At 74.0% G+C, this 20290-nt stretch carries 10 protein-coding genes; 3 read left to right on the forward strand and 7 right to left on the reverse strand.

Annotated features, from left to right (window positions below):
• Positions 1–153: 153 nt before the first annotated feature.
• From K8638_RS00005 to K8638_RS00020, 4 genes are all read right to left on the reverse strand, one after another.
• Positions 154–5763: a DnaJ domain-containing protein gene (locus K8638_RS00005; protein ID WP_223752284.1), complete on the reverse strand. Its 5610-nt coding sequence runs from the start codon at positions 5761–5763 to the stop codon at positions 154–156.
• 14 nt (positions 5764–5777) lie between these two features.
• On the reverse strand, positions 5778–8165 hold the full coding sequence (priA, locus tag K8638_RS00010; RefSeq protein ID WP_223752285.1) for a primosomal protein N': 2388 nt from the start codon (positions 8163–8165) through the stop codon (positions 5778–5780).
• Between the two features lie 177 nt (positions 8166–8342).
• The gene (locus K8638_RS00015) at positions 8343–8969 is read right to left on the reverse strand and encodes a glutathione S-transferase family protein (RefSeq protein ID WP_223752286.1); all 627 of its coding nucleotides are present in this window, start codon (positions 8967–8969) and stop codon (positions 8343–8345) included.
• A gap of 124 nt (positions 8970–9093) precedes the next feature.
• Entirely contained in the window at positions 9094–9849 is a 756-nt protein-coding gene (locus tag K8638_RS00020; protein ID WP_223752287.1) for a hypothetical protein, read from the reverse strand.
• Between the two features lie 222 nt (positions 9850–10071).
• Here K8638_RS00020 and K8638_RS00025 point away from each other — a divergent pair, with 222 nt between their 5' ends.
• Entirely contained in the window at positions 10072–10923 is an 852-nt protein-coding gene (locus tag K8638_RS00025; RefSeq protein WP_223752288.1) for a hypothetical protein, read from the forward strand.
• 1 nt (position 10924) lies between these two features.
• Here K8638_RS00025 and K8638_RS00030 read toward each other — a convergent pair whose 3' ends face one another.
• A complete protein-coding gene (locus K8638_RS00030) occupies positions 10925–15319 on the reverse strand; it encodes a hypothetical protein (RefSeq protein ID WP_223752289.1) in 4395 nt (1464 codons plus the stop codon).
• Positions 15320–15341: 22 nt separating this feature from the next.
• On the opposite strand from K8638_RS00030, the gene K8638_RS00035 reads away from it, so the two are divergent.
• Positions 15342–16367 carry a glycosyltransferase gene (locus tag K8638_RS00035; RefSeq protein ID WP_223752290.1) on the forward strand — a complete coding sequence of 342 codons (1026 nt, stop codon included), beginning with the start codon at positions 15342–15344 and terminating at the stop codon, positions 16365–16367.
• Between the two features lie 634 nt (positions 16368–17001).
• On the opposite strand, the gene K8638_RS00040 is transcribed toward K8638_RS00035, so the two are convergent.
• Positions 17002–17964 (reverse strand): RluA family pseudouridine synthase, encoded by a 963-nt coding sequence (locus tag K8638_RS00040; RefSeq protein WP_223752291.1) that lies wholly within the window; start codon positions 17962–17964, stop codon positions 17002–17004.
• Positions 17965–18297: 333 nt separating this feature from the next.
• Here K8638_RS00040 and K8638_RS00045 point away from each other — a divergent pair, with 333 nt between their 5' ends.
• Positions 18298–19818 carry a peptidase M3 gene (locus K8638_RS00045; RefSeq protein WP_223752292.1) on the forward strand — a complete coding sequence of 507 codons (1521 nt, stop codon included), beginning with the start codon at positions 18298–18300 and terminating at the stop codon, positions 19816–19818.
• An 18-nt stretch (positions 19819–19836) separates the two neighbouring features.
• On the opposite strand, the gene K8638_RS00050 is transcribed toward K8638_RS00045, so the two are convergent.
• Complete coding sequence (locus K8638_RS00050; RefSeq protein ID WP_223752293.1) at positions 19837–20193, reverse strand: hypothetical protein; 357 nt, start codon at positions 20191–20193, stop codon at positions 19837–19839.
• Positions 20194–20290 lie beyond the last annotated feature (97 nt).

The raw sequence follows: 20290 nt of genomic DNA on the forward strand, positions 1-20290 counted from the left end.
CCGCCCCAACCACCGACGCACCTCACGCAGCCTGCTCGGTCTCCCCGTTCACCCCTCGGGGCCCTGACGCAGTAGTGTTAACTCCCCCGGAGCGGGCGGGCAACCGCCCCCAGGGGCTTCCGGCCGCGCGCGCGCACGGCCGTCTTCCCGGCGTCAGTCGAGCAGACTGCGTGCGTACTCCGCGCGCAGCCGGTCGTCTCCCAGCGCCTGCGCCGCCTCGGAGAGCACGCTGCGGATCTGCTGCGCACGGTGCTGGAGCGCCGGGTCCGGATGTCCCGCGAAGCGCAGCGGATGGAACTCCGCGGCCAGCAGCTCGTACGCGCGCTTGACCTCCTCGCTCCCCGCCGTGCGGGCGAGCCCGAGCACGGTGAAGTAGTCGGCGTCCTGGATCTCCTCGTACTTCGCCTCCAGGCGGCGCACGTCCAGCTCCGGCGGCAGCTCCCCGGCGTCCTCCTCGTTGGCCGGCTGGAGCGTGATGAGCCCGAGCGTCCGCGCCACCGCGAGCGCCTTGAGGGCGGAGTCCTGCGGCAGCCCCGCGCCCAGCAGCAGGGCCTCCAGCGTGTGCTCGCCATCCACCTGCGACAGGAGCTGCAGGTCGCGCTGGGACAGGCCGAAGTCGTCGGGGCCCATCTGGATGTCGCCCCGGGTGACACGCGCGCGCAGGCTGCCGGCCGCCTCCAGCAGGGACTCGGCGGTGAGCGTGTTGCGCAGGGCCTCGGCCAGCAGGTGCAGCGGCGGACGCGTGGCGGCGGCGAGCGCCACCTCGTGCGGCGCCGGCTCCACCACCAGCCGGTACAGCGTGGAGGGCTCCGCGAGCGCGTCGAGGAAGACCTGCTCGGTGTAGCGCTGCACGAGCGGCACGGCCTCGGACTCGCGCAGGTAGCCACGGCCGCGCAGCGCGTCCAGCAGCGCGCTCGTGGTGGCGCTGCGCACCAGGCGCAGCTCGCCCTCCTGGCGCGCGTCGATGAGGCCATCCGCGCGGGCCCGGTCGATGAGCGACTCGCCGGACGCCGAGGAGACGGCGCCCACGAGCGCACCGTCCCGCAGCCAGAGGACGCGCAGGGCGTTCATCACCTTCAGCTCCAGGCGCACCTCCATGCGCGCCTCGCAGAGCCGGAGCACCAGCTTCGCCAGCCCGTCCTGGGTGACGCTGCCGCTGCGGGCCACCGCGAGCTCCGGACGGCCGGGCGGAGTCTCCAGCGGGAGCAGCGAGGCACGGGCCTGCGCGGCGGCCTCCTCGGCCTCGCGGCGCCCGCGCTCCTCCAGCTCCAGGCGCTCGCGCTCGGCACGGGCGCGCTGCTCGGCGGACTCGGTCTCCAGTTGCGCCTTCTCCGCGCGCAGCGCTTCCAGGGCCTTCTCGACGGCCTCCCTCGCCTCGCGCTCGCGGGCGAGCTCCTCGCGCACCTGCTGGATTTCACCTTCGAGGGAGGTGAGCCGGGCCTCGGCGGCGCTCCGGGCGCGGGACTCCTCCTCGTTCCGGGTCTCCGCGGCGGTGCGCTGCCGGGACTCGGCCTCCAGGCGGACCTCCAGCGCGGTGCGGTGGCGGCCCTCGGCCTTGGCACGGGCGGCGGCTTCGGCCTGGGCCTGCGCGGCCTCCTGCGCGCGAGCCTCTGCTTCCGCGCGGGCCTTGGCCTCGGCCTCCGCGCGGGCCTCGGCCTCCGCCCGGCGCTTCGCTTCCGCTTCAGCGCGAGCTTCCGCCTCGGCACGCTGCTTCGCCTCGGCCGCCAGGCGCGACTCCGCCTCGGCACGCTGCTTCGCTTCGGCCTCGGCGCGGGCTTCCACCTCGGCGCGCTGCTTCGCTTCGGCCTCGGCGCGGGCTTCCACCTCGGCGCGCTGCTTCGCTTCGGCCTCGGCGCGAGCCTCGGCTACGGCGCGCTGGCTGGCCTCTTGTTCGGCTCGGGCCTCGGCCTCGGCACGCTGGGTGGCTTCCGCTTCGACGCGGGCTTCGGCCTCCGCACGCTGCTTCGCCTCGGCTTCGACGCGGGCCTCGGCCTCCGCACGCTGCTGCGCTTCGGATTCCGCTCGGGCCTCCGCCTCGGCACGCTGGGTGGCTTCCGCTTCGGCGCGGGCCTCCGCCTCGGCGCTGGACGTGACGCCAGCCTCGGCGCGCGCTTCGGATTCGGCGCGTGCCCGAGCTTCGGCCTCGGCTCGCGCTTCCGCTTCCAGGCGCCGCCGTGCTTCCGCTTCGGCACGGGCCTCCGCCTCGGCCCTCAGCGTGGCTTCCTTTTCGGCGCGAGCCTCCGCCTCTACACGCCGCTGCTCCTCGGCGTCGGCACGGGCTTCGGCTTCCGCGCGCTGCTTCGCTTCGGCCTCGGCACGGGCTCCCGCCTCCTCGCTCCACTTCGCCGCCGCATTGGCGCGAGCCTCGTCCTCGGCACGCATCTCCGCCTCGGCCTCGATGAGCGCTTCGGCCCTGGCGCGCTGCTTCGCCTCGGCCGCCAGGCGCGACTCCGCCTCGGCACGCCGCTTCGCTTCCGCCTTGGCGCGAGCCTCCGCCTCCTTCCGCGCCTTCGCCTCGGCCTCCGCGCGCTCCTCCGCCTGGGCCTGGGCCTGGGCCGCCAGCTCCGCTCGGGCTTCCGCTTCCGCGCGCGCGCTGGCCTCGGAGGCCGCGCGGGTCTCCGCCTCGAGCCGAGCCTCGGCTTCCGCTTCCGCTCGGGCCTCCGCCGCTTCCCGGGCGCGAATCTCCGCTTCCGCCCGGTCCTCCGCCGAGGACGTCGCCGTCTCCGCCGACTCGGCACGGGTGTCCGCGTCGCGCCGGGCCCTGGCCTCCGCCTCGGCGCGAGCCTCGGCCTCGACGCGGCCGGCGGCCTCGGACTCCAGCCGCGCCTCGACCTCCTTCAGCGCCTGCATGGCCGCCTTGGCGCGCGTCTCCGCCGCCGCGCGGGCCTTCGTCTCTTCCCGGAGCCGCGCCTCGAGCTTCTCGATGCGCACCTGCAGCTCGCCGCGAGCCAGCGCCTCCGCGTCGGAGCGCACCTGCGCCTCGTCGCGCGAGGCCAGGACATCCCGCGCCCGGTCCTCCGCCTCGGCGCGGAGGCGCGCCTGCTCCTCGAGCTCCGCCGTCAGCGCGTCGAGCCGCGCGCGAAGCTCGGTGAACTCATGCTCCCGCTCCTCGAAGCGTCCCAGCGCCGCCTTCGCCGCGGCGTCCACGGTGGCACGCTCGCGGGCCGCCGTCCCCACGCGGGTCTCCGCCTCATTCAACCGCGCCTGGAGCTCCCGTACCTGGCGCTCCGCTTCGAGCCGCAGCTCCGCCTCGCGCGAGCGCTCCTCGTCCAGCACCTGCTCCCGCTCGCGAGCCGCCTGCGCGAGCTGCTCGGCCACGTGCCGGAGCGAGGCTTCCTGCTCTCGCGCGGCCTCGGCTTCGACTCGCAGCGCGGCCTCGCGGTCCAGGATGCCGCGCAGCGAATCGCCCAGCTCGCGAGCCTCGGCGACCTGCCGCTCGAGTTCGCCGCGGAGCGCGACTTCCTTCTCCAGCTCGGCTCGCGCCGTGAGCACGCGCTCGTGGGCTTCCGCGAGCTGGCGCTCCGATTCCTCCTGCTGGGCCTGCCACTGCGCGAGCAGGGCGGGCGTCGCGCCGCCGCCGGCAACGGCGAGGCCCCCTTCCGGTGCCGCGACAGGCGCCACCTCGTGGGTGAGCGGGTCGCCCTCGTCCGCCCCGCTTGACGGAAGCGTCGAGGACTTCTGCACCAACCCGGGAGGCGCGAACTCCAGCAGCGTCGGCGCGGATGCAACGGCGGGGGTAACCGGCTCCGTATCCGTGTCCGAGTCGAACCAGTCCGCGCCCGCGCTCGTCCCCGGAGTCACGGTGTTCACCGGAGCCTGGCCGCCGCTCCAGCCCGCGTCAGCGCCCACGTCCGGGGCCGAGGCGTCGGCCGTATCCGAGACGCCGCCCCAATCCGCGTCCGCGCCCACGTCCGGGGCCGAGGCGTCGGCCGTATCCGAGACGCCGCTCCAATCCGCGTCCGCGCCCACGTCCGGGGCCGAGGCGCTGTCCGTACCCGAGACGCCGCTCCAATCCGCGTCCGCGCCCACGTCCGGAGCCGCGGCGCTGTCCGTACCCGAGACGCCGCTCCAGTCCGCGTCCGCGCCCACGTCCGGGGCCGCGGCGCCGTCCGCACCCGATACACCGCTCCAGTCCGCGTCCGCGCCCACGTCCGGGGCCGCGGTGCCATCCGCACCCGATACACCGTTCCAGTCCGCGTCCGCATCCGGAGCCGCGATGCTGGCGGCAGCCGGCTCGCCGTCCTCTGGAGCCGCGCCGGCGGCAGCACCGGACTCGTGCCCGTCCCCGCTCGCGCCCGCGTCCTCGACCGGAGCGCGCTCACCCTCCCCGCTCGCCGCGGCCTCCTCCCCCTCGCGAGCGCGCACCGCGGCCTGCAGCTCCGCCTCGAGGATGTCCCAGGCCGACGGCACGGCCTCGTCCGAGGCGGGCTCGCCCGAGTCCTCCGGTGCGGCGCTGTCCTCGGAGGACGCGCCGGCAGAGGCCCCCAGGTCCGCCCCGGCCGGGCCGTCCTCTCCCAGCTCGGCCTCCGTTCCCCACTCCGAGTCCTGCGCGGAAGACGCATCCGGCGCCCAGGACTCGCTCTCTGCCCCAACCGGAGCAACCTCGGACGCCGGAGCCGGCTCGGACCAGCCCTCCGCCATCCGAGCGGTGTTCTCCATCTCGGGGTCCGGGGGCAGCTCCATCCACCCCGGAGTCTCGGCCGCGGCCCCCGCGAAGGACGTCTCGGCCCCCACCGCCGTCTCCCCCGGGACGTCGAAGAAGCCCTCGTCTCCCAGTTGCGGCCCCGAGGCCGCCGGACGCGTCACGGGCTGCGAGACGGGCTCCTCCGTCCACGCGAGCTGTCCGACCGGTGGCGAGGCCTCCGCCGCCAGCTCCGCCTGCTCTCGCGCCAGGGCCGCTTCGATTTCGAGCTGCGCCAGGCGCTCGGCCTCCGCGCGGGCCTCCGCCTCCACATCACCCGTCCCCGCCGGAACCTCCGCACCCACGGAGTCCGCCAAAGCCCCGGGCTCCGCCTCGGCCCCACCGTCACCCACGGCCGCGGCCCAGTCGTCGGCCGCGGCCGGCGGCGTCCCCTCGCCCCAGGCCTCCTCCGTCCCGCCCGAGGCGAGCACCGAGTCGATGGAGGCCATTGCCTGCGCCTCGACCTCCTGGTGCGCCTGCTCCATGGCGGTCTGCATGTCGAGGGACGTCTGGTGCGCGGTGCGCTCCTCCTGCGTCATCGCCGCCAGCTCCCAGTCCGCCTGGTGCAGCGGTGCCAGGTCGCCGAAGAGCGCATTGGCCAGCGCGGGGTCTCCCGCCACCGGAGACGGCGGCGAGGTGGCGTGCCAGGCCTCGGCCTCGGTCCCCGCCGGTGCGTCCGCATTGGGGCCGGACGCGGGCAGGGTGCGGTTCTCCACCACGTGCCAGGCATCCGCCTCGGAGGGCGCGCGGATGATGGAGTCCACCAGCACCATGAAGCTGGTGCCATCCAGGGGCAGCGGCGTCACCGGGGCGCTGAAGCCGGCAATGGGCTCGCCCAGCAGCAGCACGCGGGCCTTCTTCCCGTCCGGGTGCTGGAGCAGCTCCTCCAGCACCAGCCGGCCGCGCCCGCTCTCCACGGCGGGGGCGAGCACGATGAGCACGGGCTGGTAGTGCCCGAAGCCGATGACCGCATCCGCGACGGAGGTGGCGAGGATGACCTCGTACCCCTCACGCGTGAGGAGGCGTCGCACGGCGGCGATGGTGGCGATGTCGTCGTGGACGAGGAGAACCGGTGCGCCCATGGGGGGCAACCAGTCTACAGCATGGCCCCCGGATCCACGTCGATGACGACCTTCACCGCGTTGGGCACGTCAGCCAGGGCCGCCTCCACCCTGGCGAGCAGCGGGGCGAGCGCCGTATGTGTCGGCCCCTTCACGAGCAGTTGCCACCGCGTCTTTCCCCGGATGCGGGAGATGGGCGCCAGGGCCGGCCCCAGCAGGCGCACCCCCGCCGACGCGGGCGGCATGTGCCGCGAGACGAGGTTGCCCAGGTGGCGCGCCACGCTGGCCACCTGCTCGGGGTGCTCCCCCTCCAGGCGGACGGCGGCCATGCGCGAATAGGGAGGGTACGCCAGCGCCTTGCGCCACTCCAATTCCTGCCGCGCGAAGCCATCGAAATCATGGGCCAGCACGCGCTTCACCGGCTCGGCGTCCGGGTTGTACGTCTGCACCAGCACGCGCCCCGGGTCCTTGCCCCGTCCGGCGCGTCCGGACACCTGGGTGAGCAGGTGGAAGGTGCGCTCCGCCGCGCGGAAGTCCGGAATGGCCAGCGACGTGTCCGCCATGACGACGCACACCAGCGTCACGCCCGGAAAGTCGTGCCCCTTGGCCACCATCTGCGTGCCCACCAGCACGTCCAGCTCCCTGCGGGCGAACGAGGCCAGCATCTCCGTCAGCCGCTCCGCGCTGGTGGCCGAGTCCCTGTCCAGCCGCGCCACGCGGGCGGTGGGGATGCGCTCCAGCACCTCCGCTTCCACCTTCTCCGTGCCGATGCCCAGCTGCAGCATGGGGCCCGTGCACTCCGCGCACCGGTCCGGCACCGGCATGGCCAGGCCGCAGTAGTGGCACACCACCCGGTTCTGCGAGCGGTGGTGCGTGAGGCACACGTCGCACTCGCTGCACTTGAGCGACAGGCCGCACACCTCGCACAGCAGCACGGTGCTGTGGCCCCGGCGGTTGAGGAAGAGGATGACCTGCTGCCCGCGGCCAATCGTCTCCTCCATGGCCGCCAGGAGCGGCGGGCTGAGGATGGGCGCCTCCTCCGTCACCACGCCCTCGCGGGGGCGCTCCACGCGCAGGTCCACCAGCTCGATGCTCGGCATGGGCCGGTCATCCACCCGGTTCTTCAGCTCCAGCAGCCGGTAGCGCCCGCGCCGCACGTTCTCCAGCGTCTCCAGCGCCGGAGTCGCCGAGCCCAGCACCACCACCGCCCCCGCCTGCTTGCCGCGCACCACGGCCAAATCACGGGCCTGGTAGCGCAGCTTGTCCTCCTGCTTGAAGGACGGGTCGTGCTCCTCGTCCACGACGATGAGGCCCAGGTTGTCCACCGGGGCGAACACCGCCGAGCGCACGCCCACGGCAATCTTCACGTCTCCGCGGCGCAGCGCCTGCCAGTGGAAGAGGCGCTCGCGGTCCTTCAGCGCCGAGTGCAGCACCGCCACGTCCGAGCCGAAGCGGCTGCGGAAGCGGCCCACGAGCTGCGGCGTCAGCGCGATTTCCGGCACCAGGATGAGGCTGCCCTTGCCAAGCGACAGCGCATGCTCCGCCGCGCGCAGGTACACCTCCGTCTTCCCGCTCCCGGTGACACCGTGAAGGAGGAAGGGCTGGAAGTCGCCCACGTCCAGGGCCTTGCGCAGCTCCTGCACGGCCGTGTCCTGCTCGGGGGTGAGGCGCTCGGGACGGCCCTGGATGAGGCCCTCCTTCACCCCGGCCTCCAGCTTCTTCTCCTCGATGCGCGCCAGGCCGCGCGCGGCGAGCTTCTTCAGCGTCTCTCGCGCGCCCGGAATCGCGTGGGACACCTCCTCCAGCGGAGCGCGCCCTCCTACGGCCAGCAGGTAGGCGAGCGCGGCGGACTGGGCGGGCGCGCGGTGCAATTCCGCGGGCACCTCGTTGACGAGCGCCACCGCGAAGTGCTGCACGTCCGGCTTCGCCTCCTTCTCGTCCACCGCCTTGGACAGCCCGGGGGGCAGCGCGCCTCGGATGACCTCGCCCAGCGGGTAGCGGTAGTGCACGGCCGCGAAGCGCAGGAGGGCGATGAGGTCCGGCGGCAGCGACGGCGAGTCCTCCAGCACGCGCTGAATCGGCTTGAGCTTCACCCCCTCCTCGGCGGGCGGGGAGGCGGGCCCCAGGTAGAAGCCCAGCGCCGTGCCGCGGCCGAAGGGCACCAGCACGCGCTGGCCCGGCGCCAGGTGGCCGGCGAGCTCATTCGGGACGGAGTAGGTGAACTCGCCCCGGACGGGGCGGCCCACGGCGATGGAGGCCAGGACGGGAGGACTCACTGCGGGGCCCACTGTAGCGGCGCCTTCGGGCTCGGACAGTTCCCGGCGGCTCCTCGCACCGGAGGTACGCACGGACATGGAACCCCGCGTGGAGGGGTTCTCCACCGGCTCCTGGCGCGTGTCGTCCCACAAGGAATGCTGTTCCATGTCGCTCCCTTCAACCGCCGCCCCTGCCCCATCCGTCCTGCTCCCGGGGTACACAGTGCAGGACGGGTCTGACATGCCCTCCCGGGTCCTCACCCGTGGGCACGGCTGGCGAAGGCGGTGGAGCGGGCACGGGGCCCCATTCGAGGGGCCCCGGCCAGGGAGCACCGGTGCCGCGAACTACTTGCCGGCGACCTTCTTCCACGACGGGCGGGCGCCGACGCGCTCCCACCAGCCGGCCACGTTCTTGTACTTGCCGACGAGCTCGCCGCCGCCGGACGCGATGAAGAACTCCATGTACGGCATCCAGCACACCTCGGCGAGCGAGAAACTGTCACCCGCGAGGTACTGCTGCTTGCCCAGCACCGGGTCGACGATACCGAAGACCTTCTCCACGCCCTGGAGGCCCTCCGCCACGCGGGCCTCGTCCGCCGCGCCGCCGCCCATGTACGGCTTGAAGAACCGCTCCCAGATGACCTTCATCGCCGCCGGGCCGAAGTAGGAGCTCTCCACGCTGATGTACTGCTCCATCCGCGCGTACGCGCGCGCGTCCGCCGGCGTGAGCGAGGGGCCCGTCAGCTTGCGGTCCAGATAGCGGAAGATGGCGCTCGCCTCGTACAGCATGAAGCCGTCGTCGTCCTCGAACGCGGGGACGACACCGAACGGATGGCGGGCCACGTGCGCGGGCTGCTTGTGCTCACCCTTCCCCAGGTCCACGAGGACGAACTGGGCCTCGTGCCCCTTCTCCGCCAGGGTGGTGAGAACCTTGCGCGTATAGGTGCTCATCGGGTGGCCGTACACCTTCATGTGCGTCTCCTCTTTCTTCGTCGAGGGCCGGGTGGAGCCCCGGCCGTGCGGGCCGGACTCTTCATCGGCGGCCCGCGCGTCGCAAGGGCTACGGAGGTGGGAGCCCGGCGGAGCGAAGCGACGGCTACGGCGCGAAGAGCTTGTCCGGGATGGCCGCCCGGTTGTCCCCCTTGAGCGCGGTGAAGCGCAGGGTGCGCTGCCCACCGCGCCAGACCTCGATGGTGCGCGGCATCCACTCGCCCGTGGCGGGCGACGTGTAGTCCAGGAAGCGCACGTCCCAGGCGTTGTTGGCGCTGTCCGTGTAGCGCAGCCGCGCCGGCCGGAAGGAGTCCTTGTAGACCCAGAACTGCGGGCGGCCCTCGGCCATCTCGCCAATCACATAGGCCACCTCGCCGCCGAAGCGCGCCAGCCCGGTGCGGCCCGTCTCCACGCCCAGCGACTGGAGGTACTGCATCAGCGACTCCTTGAGGTCCTGCACGTCGCCGCCCCCCGCCGCGAGGATGGGGCACACCTGCGCGACGAGCACCGACATGGAAGGCACCTCGGTGCCCTCCGCGCGGCGGCGGCCACCCGCCTGCACCGAGGCGGCACGGGCGTTGCCGTCGGGCACGGCGGCCTCGAAGCGGCAGCGTCCCGGCACGCGGATGTACAGCGTGCCGTCGCCCTGAATCTCGGGACGGTCCGTGGGAGTGCCCAGCGCGGCGCCGGCCTCCTTCACCGCCGGGCCGCTGAAGCTGACCGAGCCTTCCACGCGGAGAGAGGACAGCTTGAGCTCGCTGCGCTCGGCCACCATGCGGCGGAGGATGGAGCTCCCGGGCAACACGTAGGCACCCGCGGCGAAGGAGACCAGGACTGCGAGGAGTGCGGCAATGCGCTTCACGGCTTCTCCGTCTCGATGACCTCGCGCAAGGAATTCGAGCAATCCAGGCGCTCGAGCGCGGAGGCGATATTGGCCTTGAGGGGGGCCGCCTTGTCACCCGCGACGTAGCGTGGGCCCGTGAACGTGTAGTCTGGTGGACCGAGCGAGGGGGCTGGCGGACATGCGGGCCGGGAATCTATTGATGGCCTCCGACCCCTTCAAGCTCGATAGGATGCGAACGCCATGCCGCTCCGCCCCACAGTCCTGCTGTTCGCCCTGTGTGTGTCCACCGCCGCCCTGGCCCAGCCCTCCGAGGACCTGAGAGACGTCATGAGCGCCCGGGCCTACGGCATGGGCGGAGCGTACCGGGCCCTGGGCCTGGGCTCCGAGGCCGTGCTGGGCAACCCCGCCGCCATGGCCCTCTACCCGTCCTACCGGGTGGAGGGCACGGGCGCGTGGGACGTCGAACAGAAGGAGGGCCTGCTGGGCATCTCCATCGTCGACGCCGCCACCAGCAAGCTCGCCATGGGCGTGGACTACCACTGGGTGAGCCTGGGGCGCGGCGGCGCCCGCTCCAGCGCGCACCTCAGCTCCCTGGGCGTGGGGTTGCCGCTGAGCCAGATGTTGATGATTGGCGCCACGGCGCGCTACCTGCGCCTGAGCGGCCAGTCGCGGTACGTGAACTCCGTCACCGTGGACACGGGGCTGCTGCTGCGGCTGTCCAACTCGTTCGTGGCGGGCGTCTCGGCGCACAACCTCATCGACACGGGTGACGAGGAGCTGACGCGCTACTACTCGGCGCACGTGGGCGTGCTGACGGGGATGCTGACGGTGGCCGGCGACGTGCGCGCGGACTTCACGACGAACAACGAGAACACGTTCACGTACAGCGGCGGCCTGGAGTACCTCCTCGGGCAGGTGCTGCCGGTGCGGGCGGGCTACACGTATGACGGCTTCCTGCGCACGTCGCAGCTCAGCACGGGCATCGGCTTCATGACGGAGAGCGGCGGCGGGCTGGACATCGGCTACCGCCACGACCTGGGCGGCCCGAAGGGGCGCCTGCTGGCGCTCACCTTCAAGATGCAGATGCGGTGAGTCAGCGCGGCGCGCGCAGCTCGAGGTAGCGCTCGGACGCGGCGAAGCGCAGCAGCTCCACCAGCTCCGCGTCCGGGTTGTGGCGCGCGCGCAGGACGGCCAGGGCGGGGCCCACGCTCCCACAGGCGACGAGCCCCGCGCGGTTGGCCGAGTCCCGTGCCGCGTCCGCGAGCGCGGAGGCATTGAAGTCACGGGTGCCGGGCTCCACCAGGGCGACGGCGCGCTCCAGGGCTCGGGGCGAGAGGGACTCGCGCACCACGCGGGCCTCGGGGCCGGAGGCGCGCGGGTCCTTCAGGATGGTGGTGAGGAGGGCCAGGGCGCGCAGGAGCTGGCCGCCCTTGAGGGCGCGCAGGGCCAGCAGGTCCGGGGACAGTGACAGCAGCGCGCGGCCGGCGTGGAAGCGGAGCTCGGCGGCGGGCAGCGGCTGGCGAAGCGCGAGCCGCCCCACGAGCAGGCGCGGGCTGCCGGTGTGGACGGCGGTGAAGGGCGGGCCGTCGTCCTCGGCGAGCACCAGTTCCGGCAGGTGGACGCCCAGCAGGCGCGCGGAGGTGTGGAGCGCGTCGAGGACGGCGGGAGCACCAGGGCCCGCGGAGGCGCGCAGGGGCTCCGACGTGCCGGCGGCGCGGCCCTGGGCGGGGAACAGGCGGCAGAGGGCGATGCCGGTGCAGGCGAGCAGCTCGCCCGAGGGCGTGCGCAGGCCGGGGTGGCGCAGGCCGGCGCGCTCGTCGGACGTGAGCGGAGGACGCTGGTGGCGGGGGGTTGGCGTCTCGCGCCCTTCGAGGGCGTCGGCGATTTCCCGCATCAGCGTGGCCCGGGCGGCGTCGCCGCGTTCGTCGAAGTAGCCGGCGAGCTCGCGGTAGGGCTTCGCGTCGAGCGGGCGCTCGCGGAGGTGGCGGAAGGCGTTGGGCTCGGTGTCCGGGGACGGCTCGACGACGACGGGGGCCTCGCGCGTCTCCGCGGCCCCGGGCCCCACCCTGGCGGGAGGCTCGCGCGTCTCGGGAGGAGGCGGAGGCTTCGCGGCGGCGGGGCGGCCTGGCGCGGGCAGGGAGACGGTGCCCTCCGGACGCGAGCGGACGATGCGGCGCACCGGGTCCATGCGGCCGGGAGGGGCTTCCCAGGAGATGACGCGCGTCTCCGGCACGGGCGCGGAGCCGAGGTCCAGGGCCTCGCCGGCCATGAGGTCCGTGGCCTGTGCGCCCCGGGAGGGCGAGTCGGTGTCACCGGCGGCGGACCGCCCTTGCTGACCGTGGACGCGGGTGCTGGCGCCCAGGGCCCGCGTGGCCGCGACGGAGGGCTCGCCGTCGCTCACGGCCGGAGGGGCGGAGTGCTTCTCTCCCCGTGGGGCCGCGCCTCGCGGCGGAGCGGGTGACTTCGAAGCTGGGGCAGCTCCACCTGAAGCGGAGGCGCGCGGCTCGGCCCGGCCCGAGGGTGCGGCGGGCGAACCGGCGGGGGGCGCCGCGACGGATGCCCGGTCAGCGCGGCGCGACCCGGCTCCGGCGCCCACCAAGGTGGAAGGAACGTTCGTTCCACCTGCAGCGGGGGCCCGGTCCGCGCGGCGCGACCCGGTTCCGGCGCCCACCGGCGTGGAAGGAACGTTCGTTCCGCCTGACGCGGGGGCGCGTTCGGCGCGGCGCGACCCGGCTCCGGCGCCCACCGGCGTGGAAGGAACGTTCGTTCCACCCGACGCGGGCGCGCGTTCGGCGCGGGACGCCCCGTCACCGGCGCCCTCCGCGGTGGAAGGAACGTTCGTTCCACCCGACGCGCGAGCAGGCCCGGCGGGGCGCCCAGGACCTTCACCGGCAGGAGCCGCATCGCCCGCGGCCGAAGCGGGTGCTCGGGAGGATTCAGGTCCAGCCTTCGCTGGCGGTGCACTGGCGCCACCCGCCTTGGACGCACGCTTCCCACGGCGAGCCGGCGACGCCGGAGCAGGCTCCTCTGGTGGCGCCTCCGAGGACTGCACGGCCTTGCCGGTCGGAGCCGCGGACGTACGCTCGGCCCGCTCTCCCGGAGGCCCGGAGACCGCTGACGCCCCTCCCGGAGCAGCCCTGTCGCGCGCGCCGGGGGACGACGCGCCCCCCCCGCGAGCACGTGCCCCCTCATTGCCGGAGACGGGTTCGCCCACCGCCGCGGGCGGAGCGTCAGGGTCGGTGGTGGAGGTGACCTCGTTGGCCAGTGCCGCGATGCCCGAAGGCGTGAGGGACACCGTGGGGGGAGCCGGGACGAGCGGCGACCTGGGGCCGCTCGGCTCGCGCCGGGGCGTGGCGCTGCGTGGGGGCTCGGGAGGAGGCATCTCGCGCTCCTCGCGGGCCAGCCGCAGCCCCTCCGCGCGACGTGCGAAGACCTGTGCGCGCTCGGGATTGCGCAGCACGTCCGTCCAGAGCCGAGCGAGCCGCTCCCAGGTGCGCTCGCGCTCCAGTTCGTCCTCCGTGGCGGTGGCGGCGTGCTCCAGCGCCCACGCCGCCTCGCCCATGTTCCCGCGCGCGATGAGCCGGTCCACCAGGAGCAGCCACGCCTCCTTGTGGCCGGGCTCGTAGCGCACCGCCTGACGCAGCTCGTGCAGCGCGGCCTCCGCGTCGCCCAGGGCCTCCAACGTGGACACGAGCTCCAGGCGGGCCTGGCGGGCGGAAGGACCTCGGGACTCCCGGGCAAGCTGCGCGCGGAGGAGGTGGCCGAGCGCCTTCGGGTCTCCCAACCTCCGCGCGAGCGCCACGAGCCGCTCTCGGGCAAGCTCGCTATCGGGGCTCTCCGCGAGCACCTCGGTCCAGGCCCACTGCGCCATGCGAAGGTCGACCAGGGACTCCTCGGCCGCCTGGGCGAGCAGGCGCAGCGCTTCGAGCCGGTCGGGCGCGCGGCGAGGCGCGGCCGCCAGCGCGAGACGGAGCCGCTCGGCGGCGGCTGGACGCTCCGCGTCGGTGACACAGCGGAGCAGCCCGGCGAGCACGGGCAGCAGCCCCGGCGCGAGCGCATCCGCTGCCTCGAAGTCCTCGCGGGCCTTGAGCGGCTCGCCCATGTGAAGCCAGCGCTCGCCCCGCGTGAGGAGGGCCCCGGCACGAGCCCGGTCCGAGCGAGCCCGCTGGATGGCCTCGTCGAGCGCACGCCGCACGAGGGATGCATCTCCACGCGAGGATAGGAGCCGCACCTGCTCACGGAGCGCGGCGCGGTCTCCGGTCAGGTCGACAATCTCGCGGTACATGCGCGCGGCGCCCGCGGGGTCCTGGAGCTCGGTCTCCATCACCTCCGCGAGGCGGGTCAGCGCTTCCGCGCGCACCGCCGCATCCTTCGCCCGGTCGGCGCGCTTCAGGTAGAGCTGGGCCAGCTCGCGCCAGGCCTGCCGTGCGATGAGCTGGGCCTCCAGCTTCTGTGAGCGTGCCAGTTCCTCCGCATCCTCGGCTCGGGAGGCAGCTCCCGGACGCGCGGGCCCGGCGCCAGCGGCTGGCACGGCGGCGCCCGGCGAATGCGCGGCTCCAAGCGCGGCCTCCAGGTCCGCCATGGAGACTTCCTGCGTCTCCCACGGAGAGGCCTCGGCGGCGGGCCGGTCCTTCACGGGTCCCGCTGCGGCCTGGGTAGCGGGTGGAGCCTCCGTTCGCTCCGCACGCACGGGTGATGGAGGCTCGGAGCGAGGAGCGCCTTCCCCCAGTGGCTTCGACCGCCGTGGCGCTCCCGGTGACAGGCCGAACGCCGGAAGCTCCACCTCCGTCTTCGTTCGAGACTCCGCGCCCGGCCCCCCCAGGTTCAACGCGGGGAGCTCCACCTCGGTCTTCGTACGAAGCTCGGTCCGTGATGCGCCCGATGACAGGTCCACCGCCGGAAGTTCCAGCTCCGTCTTGGAGCGGCAGCCGGAGTCCTCCTCCCAGATGGCGGGGACCTGGACCCCGGCCTTCCGGGCCGGCAGCTTCGACAGCACGCCACTGGAGGCCGGCTCACCCTCCAGCCGAGCCCGGAGCACCTCGAGTCCCCACCGTGCCCGCCGGTCCTCGGGGTACTCCGTGAGGATGGCCTCCAGCGAGGCGATGGCGCGAGGGAGCTGCCCCACCCGCCGCAGCACCCGCGCGAGCTGCCGGCGCGCCGCGAGGCGGACGGCGGGAGTCGGGCCCGTCGCGGCCTCCAGGAGGGTGATGGCGGCGGCCTCGGTGCCCGCCAGCAGGGCGAAACGCACGAGGGCGGCGGCCAGGCGCGGCGTCATGGGCGCGGTGCGGCTGGCGCGGGCCAGCTCGCCGAAGGCCCGGGGCGCGGAGCCCTCGCGCAACAGGCCCAAGGCGGACCGGAGGTGCCGGTCCACCGCGTCTCGCGTTTCCTCCGCCGGCCCGACGTCGGGCGCGCCGGCTCGCAGCGCGTCCTGTCGGGCGGCCGCGGGCTCCGGCGTGCCGGCGCTCTTGCCGTTTCTCACGCCACCCATGGGTGGGGCAGTCTACACAACGATGCCCGTCCCGGCTGTCACCGTCCTTCTCCCCGCCCGAAATGCGGAGACCACCGTGGCCCGGGCCGTGGAAAGCCTCCTGGAGGGCACCTTCGGGGACCTCCGCGTGCTCTCGGTGGATGACGGTTCCACGGACGGTACGCGGGCGGTGCTGGAGGGGCTCGCGGCGAGGGACACCCGGGTGGAGGTCCTCGACGGTGGAGGCCGGGGGCTGGTGGCGGCGCTGAACCTGGCGCTCGGGAAGGCCACCTCGCCCTATGTGGCCCGGATGGACGCGGACGACGAGGCACTGCCCCGCCGGCTGGAGGCGAGCGTGGCCGCGCTGGAGGCCGAGCCGGAGCTGGCCGGGGTGGGCACGGGCGTGGAGCTGTTCCGCGAGGACCAGCCCGTGAGCCCCTCCTTCCAGGCCTACGCGGCATGGCTCAACGGGCTGACCTCGGCCGAGCGCCTCTACCGCGAGCGCTTCATCGAGAGCCCGGTGTGCCACCCCTCGGTGTGCCTGCGCCGGGAGGCCGTGGTGGCCGCGGGCGGCTGGAAGCACGGGGACTTCCCGGAGGACTACGCCCTGTGGCTGGAGTTGATGGACCGGGGCCACGGCATGAGGAACGTCGCGGAGGTGCTGCTGCGCTGGAGGGACAGCGACCAGCGGCTGACGTGGACGGACCCGCGCTATGCGGTGCGGCGCTTCACGTGGACGAAGGCGCACTACCTGGTGCGTGGACGCGGGCCCCTGGCGGACGGGCGTCCCTGCACGGTGTGGGGCGCGGGCCCGAGCGGCAAGACACTGGCCCGCTTCCTGCGCGAGGAGGGCGCCGCGGTGGAGCGCTTCGTGGATGTCCACCCGCGCAAGGTGGGCACGTGCATCCAGGGCATCCCCGTGGTGTCACCGGAGAAGCTTGGCCCGCCGGAGCGTGAGCGGGGCCACCTGCTGGTCTGCGTGGGCGTGCGCTGGGCGCGGGAGGAAATCCGCGCCGACCTGACGGCACGCGGCTGGGTGGAGGGGCGCGACTTCACCTGCGCGGCGTGATGCGGCTCGTGTAGTAGGGTCGGTGCTGGGCGGGTAGACGCAGCGTTGCCGGTGGGAGGTATGAGTGATGCGGTGGCATCCGACGCGAACCATCATTGGCGTGCTCCTGGGCTCTGGACTCGCGCTCTCAGCAGGAGTTTCGGCATCCAGGGCTGGCGGCACTCCGCTTCCAGAGGGGGTCCGCGGCGTCTTCCACCTCCGCAAAGGGCCGGATGCGCTCAACCTTCAGCTCGATGACTCAGGCTGGCGCTGGACATTGAATGGCTGCGATAGCTGGGGCGAGGAGAAGGGCCGCTGGGAGCTGAACGGCACCACCCTGGTTCTGTTGCCGGAGCAGGGCAAGCAGCGCTTCAAGTGGATGGGGGTCATGGGGTGGTATCCCGGCCCCGAGCGCCTGGAACTGAGCCGTGAGCCTGACGGCAACCTCCGCGTACGTGGCAGAACCTCGAAGGAGCCGGTGGACCAGGTCCTCCAGCCGGGACGCCTCTGTGCGGTTTGCGCCGGAGATGCGGATGCCCCTGCCGAGCCCCCGACAGCGGAGGGCACCAACTCAATCCAGCTTGCGCCTGTCCGCCTCAAGTCCTGCGAGGGGCCGCTTCCCGCTGGCTCGCCATGGGACGAGTAGGCGGCCGCATCACCCCTCCTCGCCAGTCACGACTCGCTCGCCTCGCGACTCCGCGATGACGCCCTGGGGAGGAGGAATCCCCGCCGCGGTGAAGAACCGCATCAGGTCCTCCGGCACCGGCGCCTCCACGCGCAGCACCTTGCCCGTGCGCGGGTGTCCCAGCTCCAGCGCCTGCGCATGCAGCAGGCACCGCGGCGCCTCCACCCCACCCGCCTTCGCCGCGCCGCCATAACGCGCATCCCCGAGAATCGGCGCCCCGAGCGCCGTCAGGTGCGCGCGGAGCTGGTGCGTGCGTCCCGTCTGGGGCAGCAGCTCCACCACGCAGAACTCCGGCCCCGCGTAGAGCGTGCGGAAGTCCGTCAGCGCGGGCACCCCGTTGGCCGCGCGAGTCGCCCGCCAGCGTCCGGGACGTGACGGGTCCTTCGACAGCGGCAGGTCCACCGTCCCCGAGGGCGGCAGCCCCGGCCCCGTCGCCGCCACGTACCGCTTGCGCGCCCGTCCCTCGCGGAACTCCTCGGCCAGCGCCGACGTGGCCCGCGCCGTCTTCCCGAACACCGTCACCCCGGAGGTCTCCCGGTCCAGCCGGTGCACCAGCCCCGCCTCGCGTCCCAGGTGCGCGCCCACCAGGTCCACCAGACTCCCGCCCACGCGCCCCTCCGTGGGCTGCGCCGTCAGTCCCGCCGGCTTGTCCACGGCGATGACCTCCGCGTCCTCGTACAACACGCGCAGCGCCGGGGGCGGTGGCGCTTCGGCCAGCGGGCTCTCACCGCCCTCCTCCAGCACCACCATCACCACCTGCCCCGCCGTCAGCCGCGCCCGGGCGTCCCGGCTCCGCCGCCCGCCCACGTACACCGCGCCCACGTCCACCAGCCGACGCGCCTCCGCCGCCGGCAGCCCCAGCTCGGAGGCCACCGCGTCCGCCACGCCCCGCCCCACCAGTGCGCCCTCCGCGCGGAACGTCCGTCGCTTCACGGCTCCACCTCGCGCGCAGCCACGTCCACGGGGTGGCCTCCATGAGGAGGGGCACGCCTGCCCCCACCGCTCCTGGCGTTGGTCCCCCCACGGAGTGCCGCCAGCCCGACGCCCCAGGGCCCCGATGCCCGCCGGGCACCCGTCAGCCGGATGCCGCGCGGCGCCTGTCCATCGAGGGAGGCCTGCGCCCGAGCATGCCCCCCCACCCCATCCCGCTGCCGCTCGCGGAGCGCAGCCCCCATCCATGTGTCAGACGCAGCTGTCATGCGGCGGCACTCTACGCCCGCATCGCCCTTCCGCGCCGCCCGCTTCCTGTTACCTTCCGCGCCCTCTATGGACCGTCCCCTGCACTCCGTACGTACGCGGCTGGACGACTTCCTCGCCGAGCTCGCCACGCTCCACTACCGGCATGGCGCCGGCCTGGCGCCGGAACTCCCCGTCTCCCGCCTCCACGCGTCCTTCCCCGAGCTGTCCTCCCCGGACACCTTCGCCGCCGCCAACGAGGCCCTCTCCAAGGCCCGCACCCGGGACGAGCCCCTGGCCGTCCGCCGCATCCAGCTCCTGCGCGAGCTGGTCGCCACCCAGGTGGAGGAGGCGCTCGCCGCCCGTCCCGCCGAGGCCGTGGCCACCCTGGAAGCCCAGGCGCGCCTGCCCGTCGACGACCAGTCCCTCTCCTTCGGCGAGGTGCTGGCCCGGATTCCCCGCGAGCCCGCCCGGGGCCGCCGCACCCTGCTGGAGCGCGCCGCCGGCAACTTCCTCTGGGAGCACCGCGGCCCGTACGGCGACCGGCGCGAGGCCGCCCTCCACGCCGTGGAGCGGCTGGGCGCCAAGGACTACCCCGCCCTGCGCGAGGACGTCACCGGCATCCCCTTCGCGAAGCTGGCGGAGTCCGCCGAGGAGACGCTCCGCCGCACCGAGGACGCCTACCGCGACGTGCTCGCGTACGTCCTCAAGAAGCTGGACCCGCTGCTGCGCCCGCTGCCCGGCGGCGACGCGCGCCGGCATGACCTCCAGGCCGCGCTCCAGGCGCCGTGGATGGACCCCTTCTTCCGCCGCGAGGACGCCTTCCCCGCCGTGGTGCGCTGGCTGGGCGAGTGGGGCCTCACGCCCCACGCCGACGGCCGCATCCGCATCGACGACGAGGCCCGCCCCGGCAAGGCCTCCCGGCCCTTCGTCGCCGTGGTGCGCGTGCCCGGGGAAGTGCGCCTCGTCCTCCAGCCGCGCGGCGGCCTGGACGCGCTGGGCAGCCTCCTCCACGAGATGGGCCACGCGCAGCACCGCGCCCACGTGCCGGAGACGCTGCCCGTGGAGCTGCGCCGGCTGGGCGACGCCTCGGTGACGGAGGCCTACGCGTCCGTCTTCGAGCGGCTGCTGCTGTCCCAGGGCTGGCTCAAGCGCTACCTGGACCTGCCCTCCATGCCCGCGCGCGACGCGGTGCGGCTGGCCGCCTTCCAGGCCCTCACCGTGCTGCGCCGCCACTGCGCGAAGCTGTCCTACGAGCTGTCCCTCGGCACGCGAGGCCCCTCCACGGACCGCGCGGACGAGTACGCGGACGGCCAGCGGAATGCGCTCTTCGTCGAGCCGCACCCGGGCTTCTTCCTCCACGACGTGGACCCGCAGCTCTACGTGGCGAACTACCTGCGGGCCTGGGCCCTGGAGACCCGGCTCACCGCGCGCCTCACGGAGCGCTTCAACGAGGATTTCTGGAGGAACCCCGCCGCCGCGAACTGGCTGAAGGGGCTGTTCGCGCGGGGAGGCGCGGACGACGCGGAAGGACTGGCCACGGAGGTCTCGGGCACGCCGCTGGCATTGCCCGAGGCGGGGGAGCGCCTCGTGGCCATCCTCAACCGCTAGGGGGTACTCCGCGTACGACTACTTCTTCTTGCGGAGTGCCCGGACGATCTTGTCCTTCGTCGGGTTGCCGGCAGCCGCCTTCACCGGCGCCGGCGCGGGGGCCATGACGTGCTTGTTGTTCGCGCTGGCCACCGGCTTGCCACCGGCGCGGGCGCGCATGGCCTTCAGCAGCTGCATCTCGATGACGAGCAGCTCGTCGCCCAGCTCCTGGTTGTCACCGGCGGCGCGGGGGAGGGGAGCACGGGTGCTGGAAGCGCCTGCGCCGTGGCGCATGCGCAGAACCTTCTCCTCCTCGGCCGTCAGCGTGCGCGTCTTCTCCAGCGCAGCCTTGACCTCCTTGGCCGTCACCGTGCTACTTCCGACCTTGCGCTCCATCACCGCTCCCTTGCTGTGAGGCCCGCTGAACGCCCGTACATGTCGGACGCGTCCGAGCCGCAACCGGTGAGGATTGTAGAGGACGCAAGAGTGAGCG

The sequence above is a fragment of the Myxococcus sp. RHSTA-1-4 genome (assembly GCF_020037125.1).
Taxonomy (GTDB): Bacteria; Myxococcota; Myxococcia; order Myxococcales; family Myxococcaceae; genus Myxococcus.

Excerpts from the sequence above, each read along its gene's own strand:
- K8638_RS00025 (WP_223752288.1), top strand. The coding sequence starts at position 10,072 with ATGCCGCTCCGCCCCACAGTCCTGCTGTTCGCCCTGTGTGTGTCCACC.
- K8638_RS00045 (WP_223752292.1), top strand. The coding sequence starts at position 18,298 with ATGGACCGTCCCCTGCACTCCGTACGTACGCGGCTGGACGACTTCCTC.
- K8638_RS00050 (WP_223752293.1), bottom strand. The coding sequence starts at position 20,193 with ATGGAGCGCAAGGTCGGAAGTAGCACGGTGACGGCCAAGGAGGTCAAG.
- K8638_RS00030 (WP_223752289.1), bottom strand. The coding sequence starts at position 15,319 with ATGGGTGGCGTGAGAAACGGCAAGAGCGCCGGCACGCCGGAGCCCGCG.
- K8638_RS00005 (WP_223752284.1), bottom strand. The coding sequence starts at position 5,763 with ATGGGCGCACCGGTTCTCCTCGTCCACGACGACATCGCCACCATCGCC.
- K8638_RS00015 (WP_223752286.1), bottom strand. The coding sequence starts at position 8,969 with ATGAAGGTGTACGGCCACCCGATGAGCACCTATACGCGCAAGGTTCTC.
- K8638_RS00035 (WP_223752290.1), top strand. The coding sequence starts at position 15,342 with ATGCCCGTCCCGGCTGTCACCGTCCTTCTCCCCGCCCGAAATGCGGAG.
- priA (WP_223752285.1), bottom strand. The coding sequence starts at position 8,165 with ATGGAACAGCATTCCTTGTGGGACGACACGCGCCAGGAGCCGGTGGAG.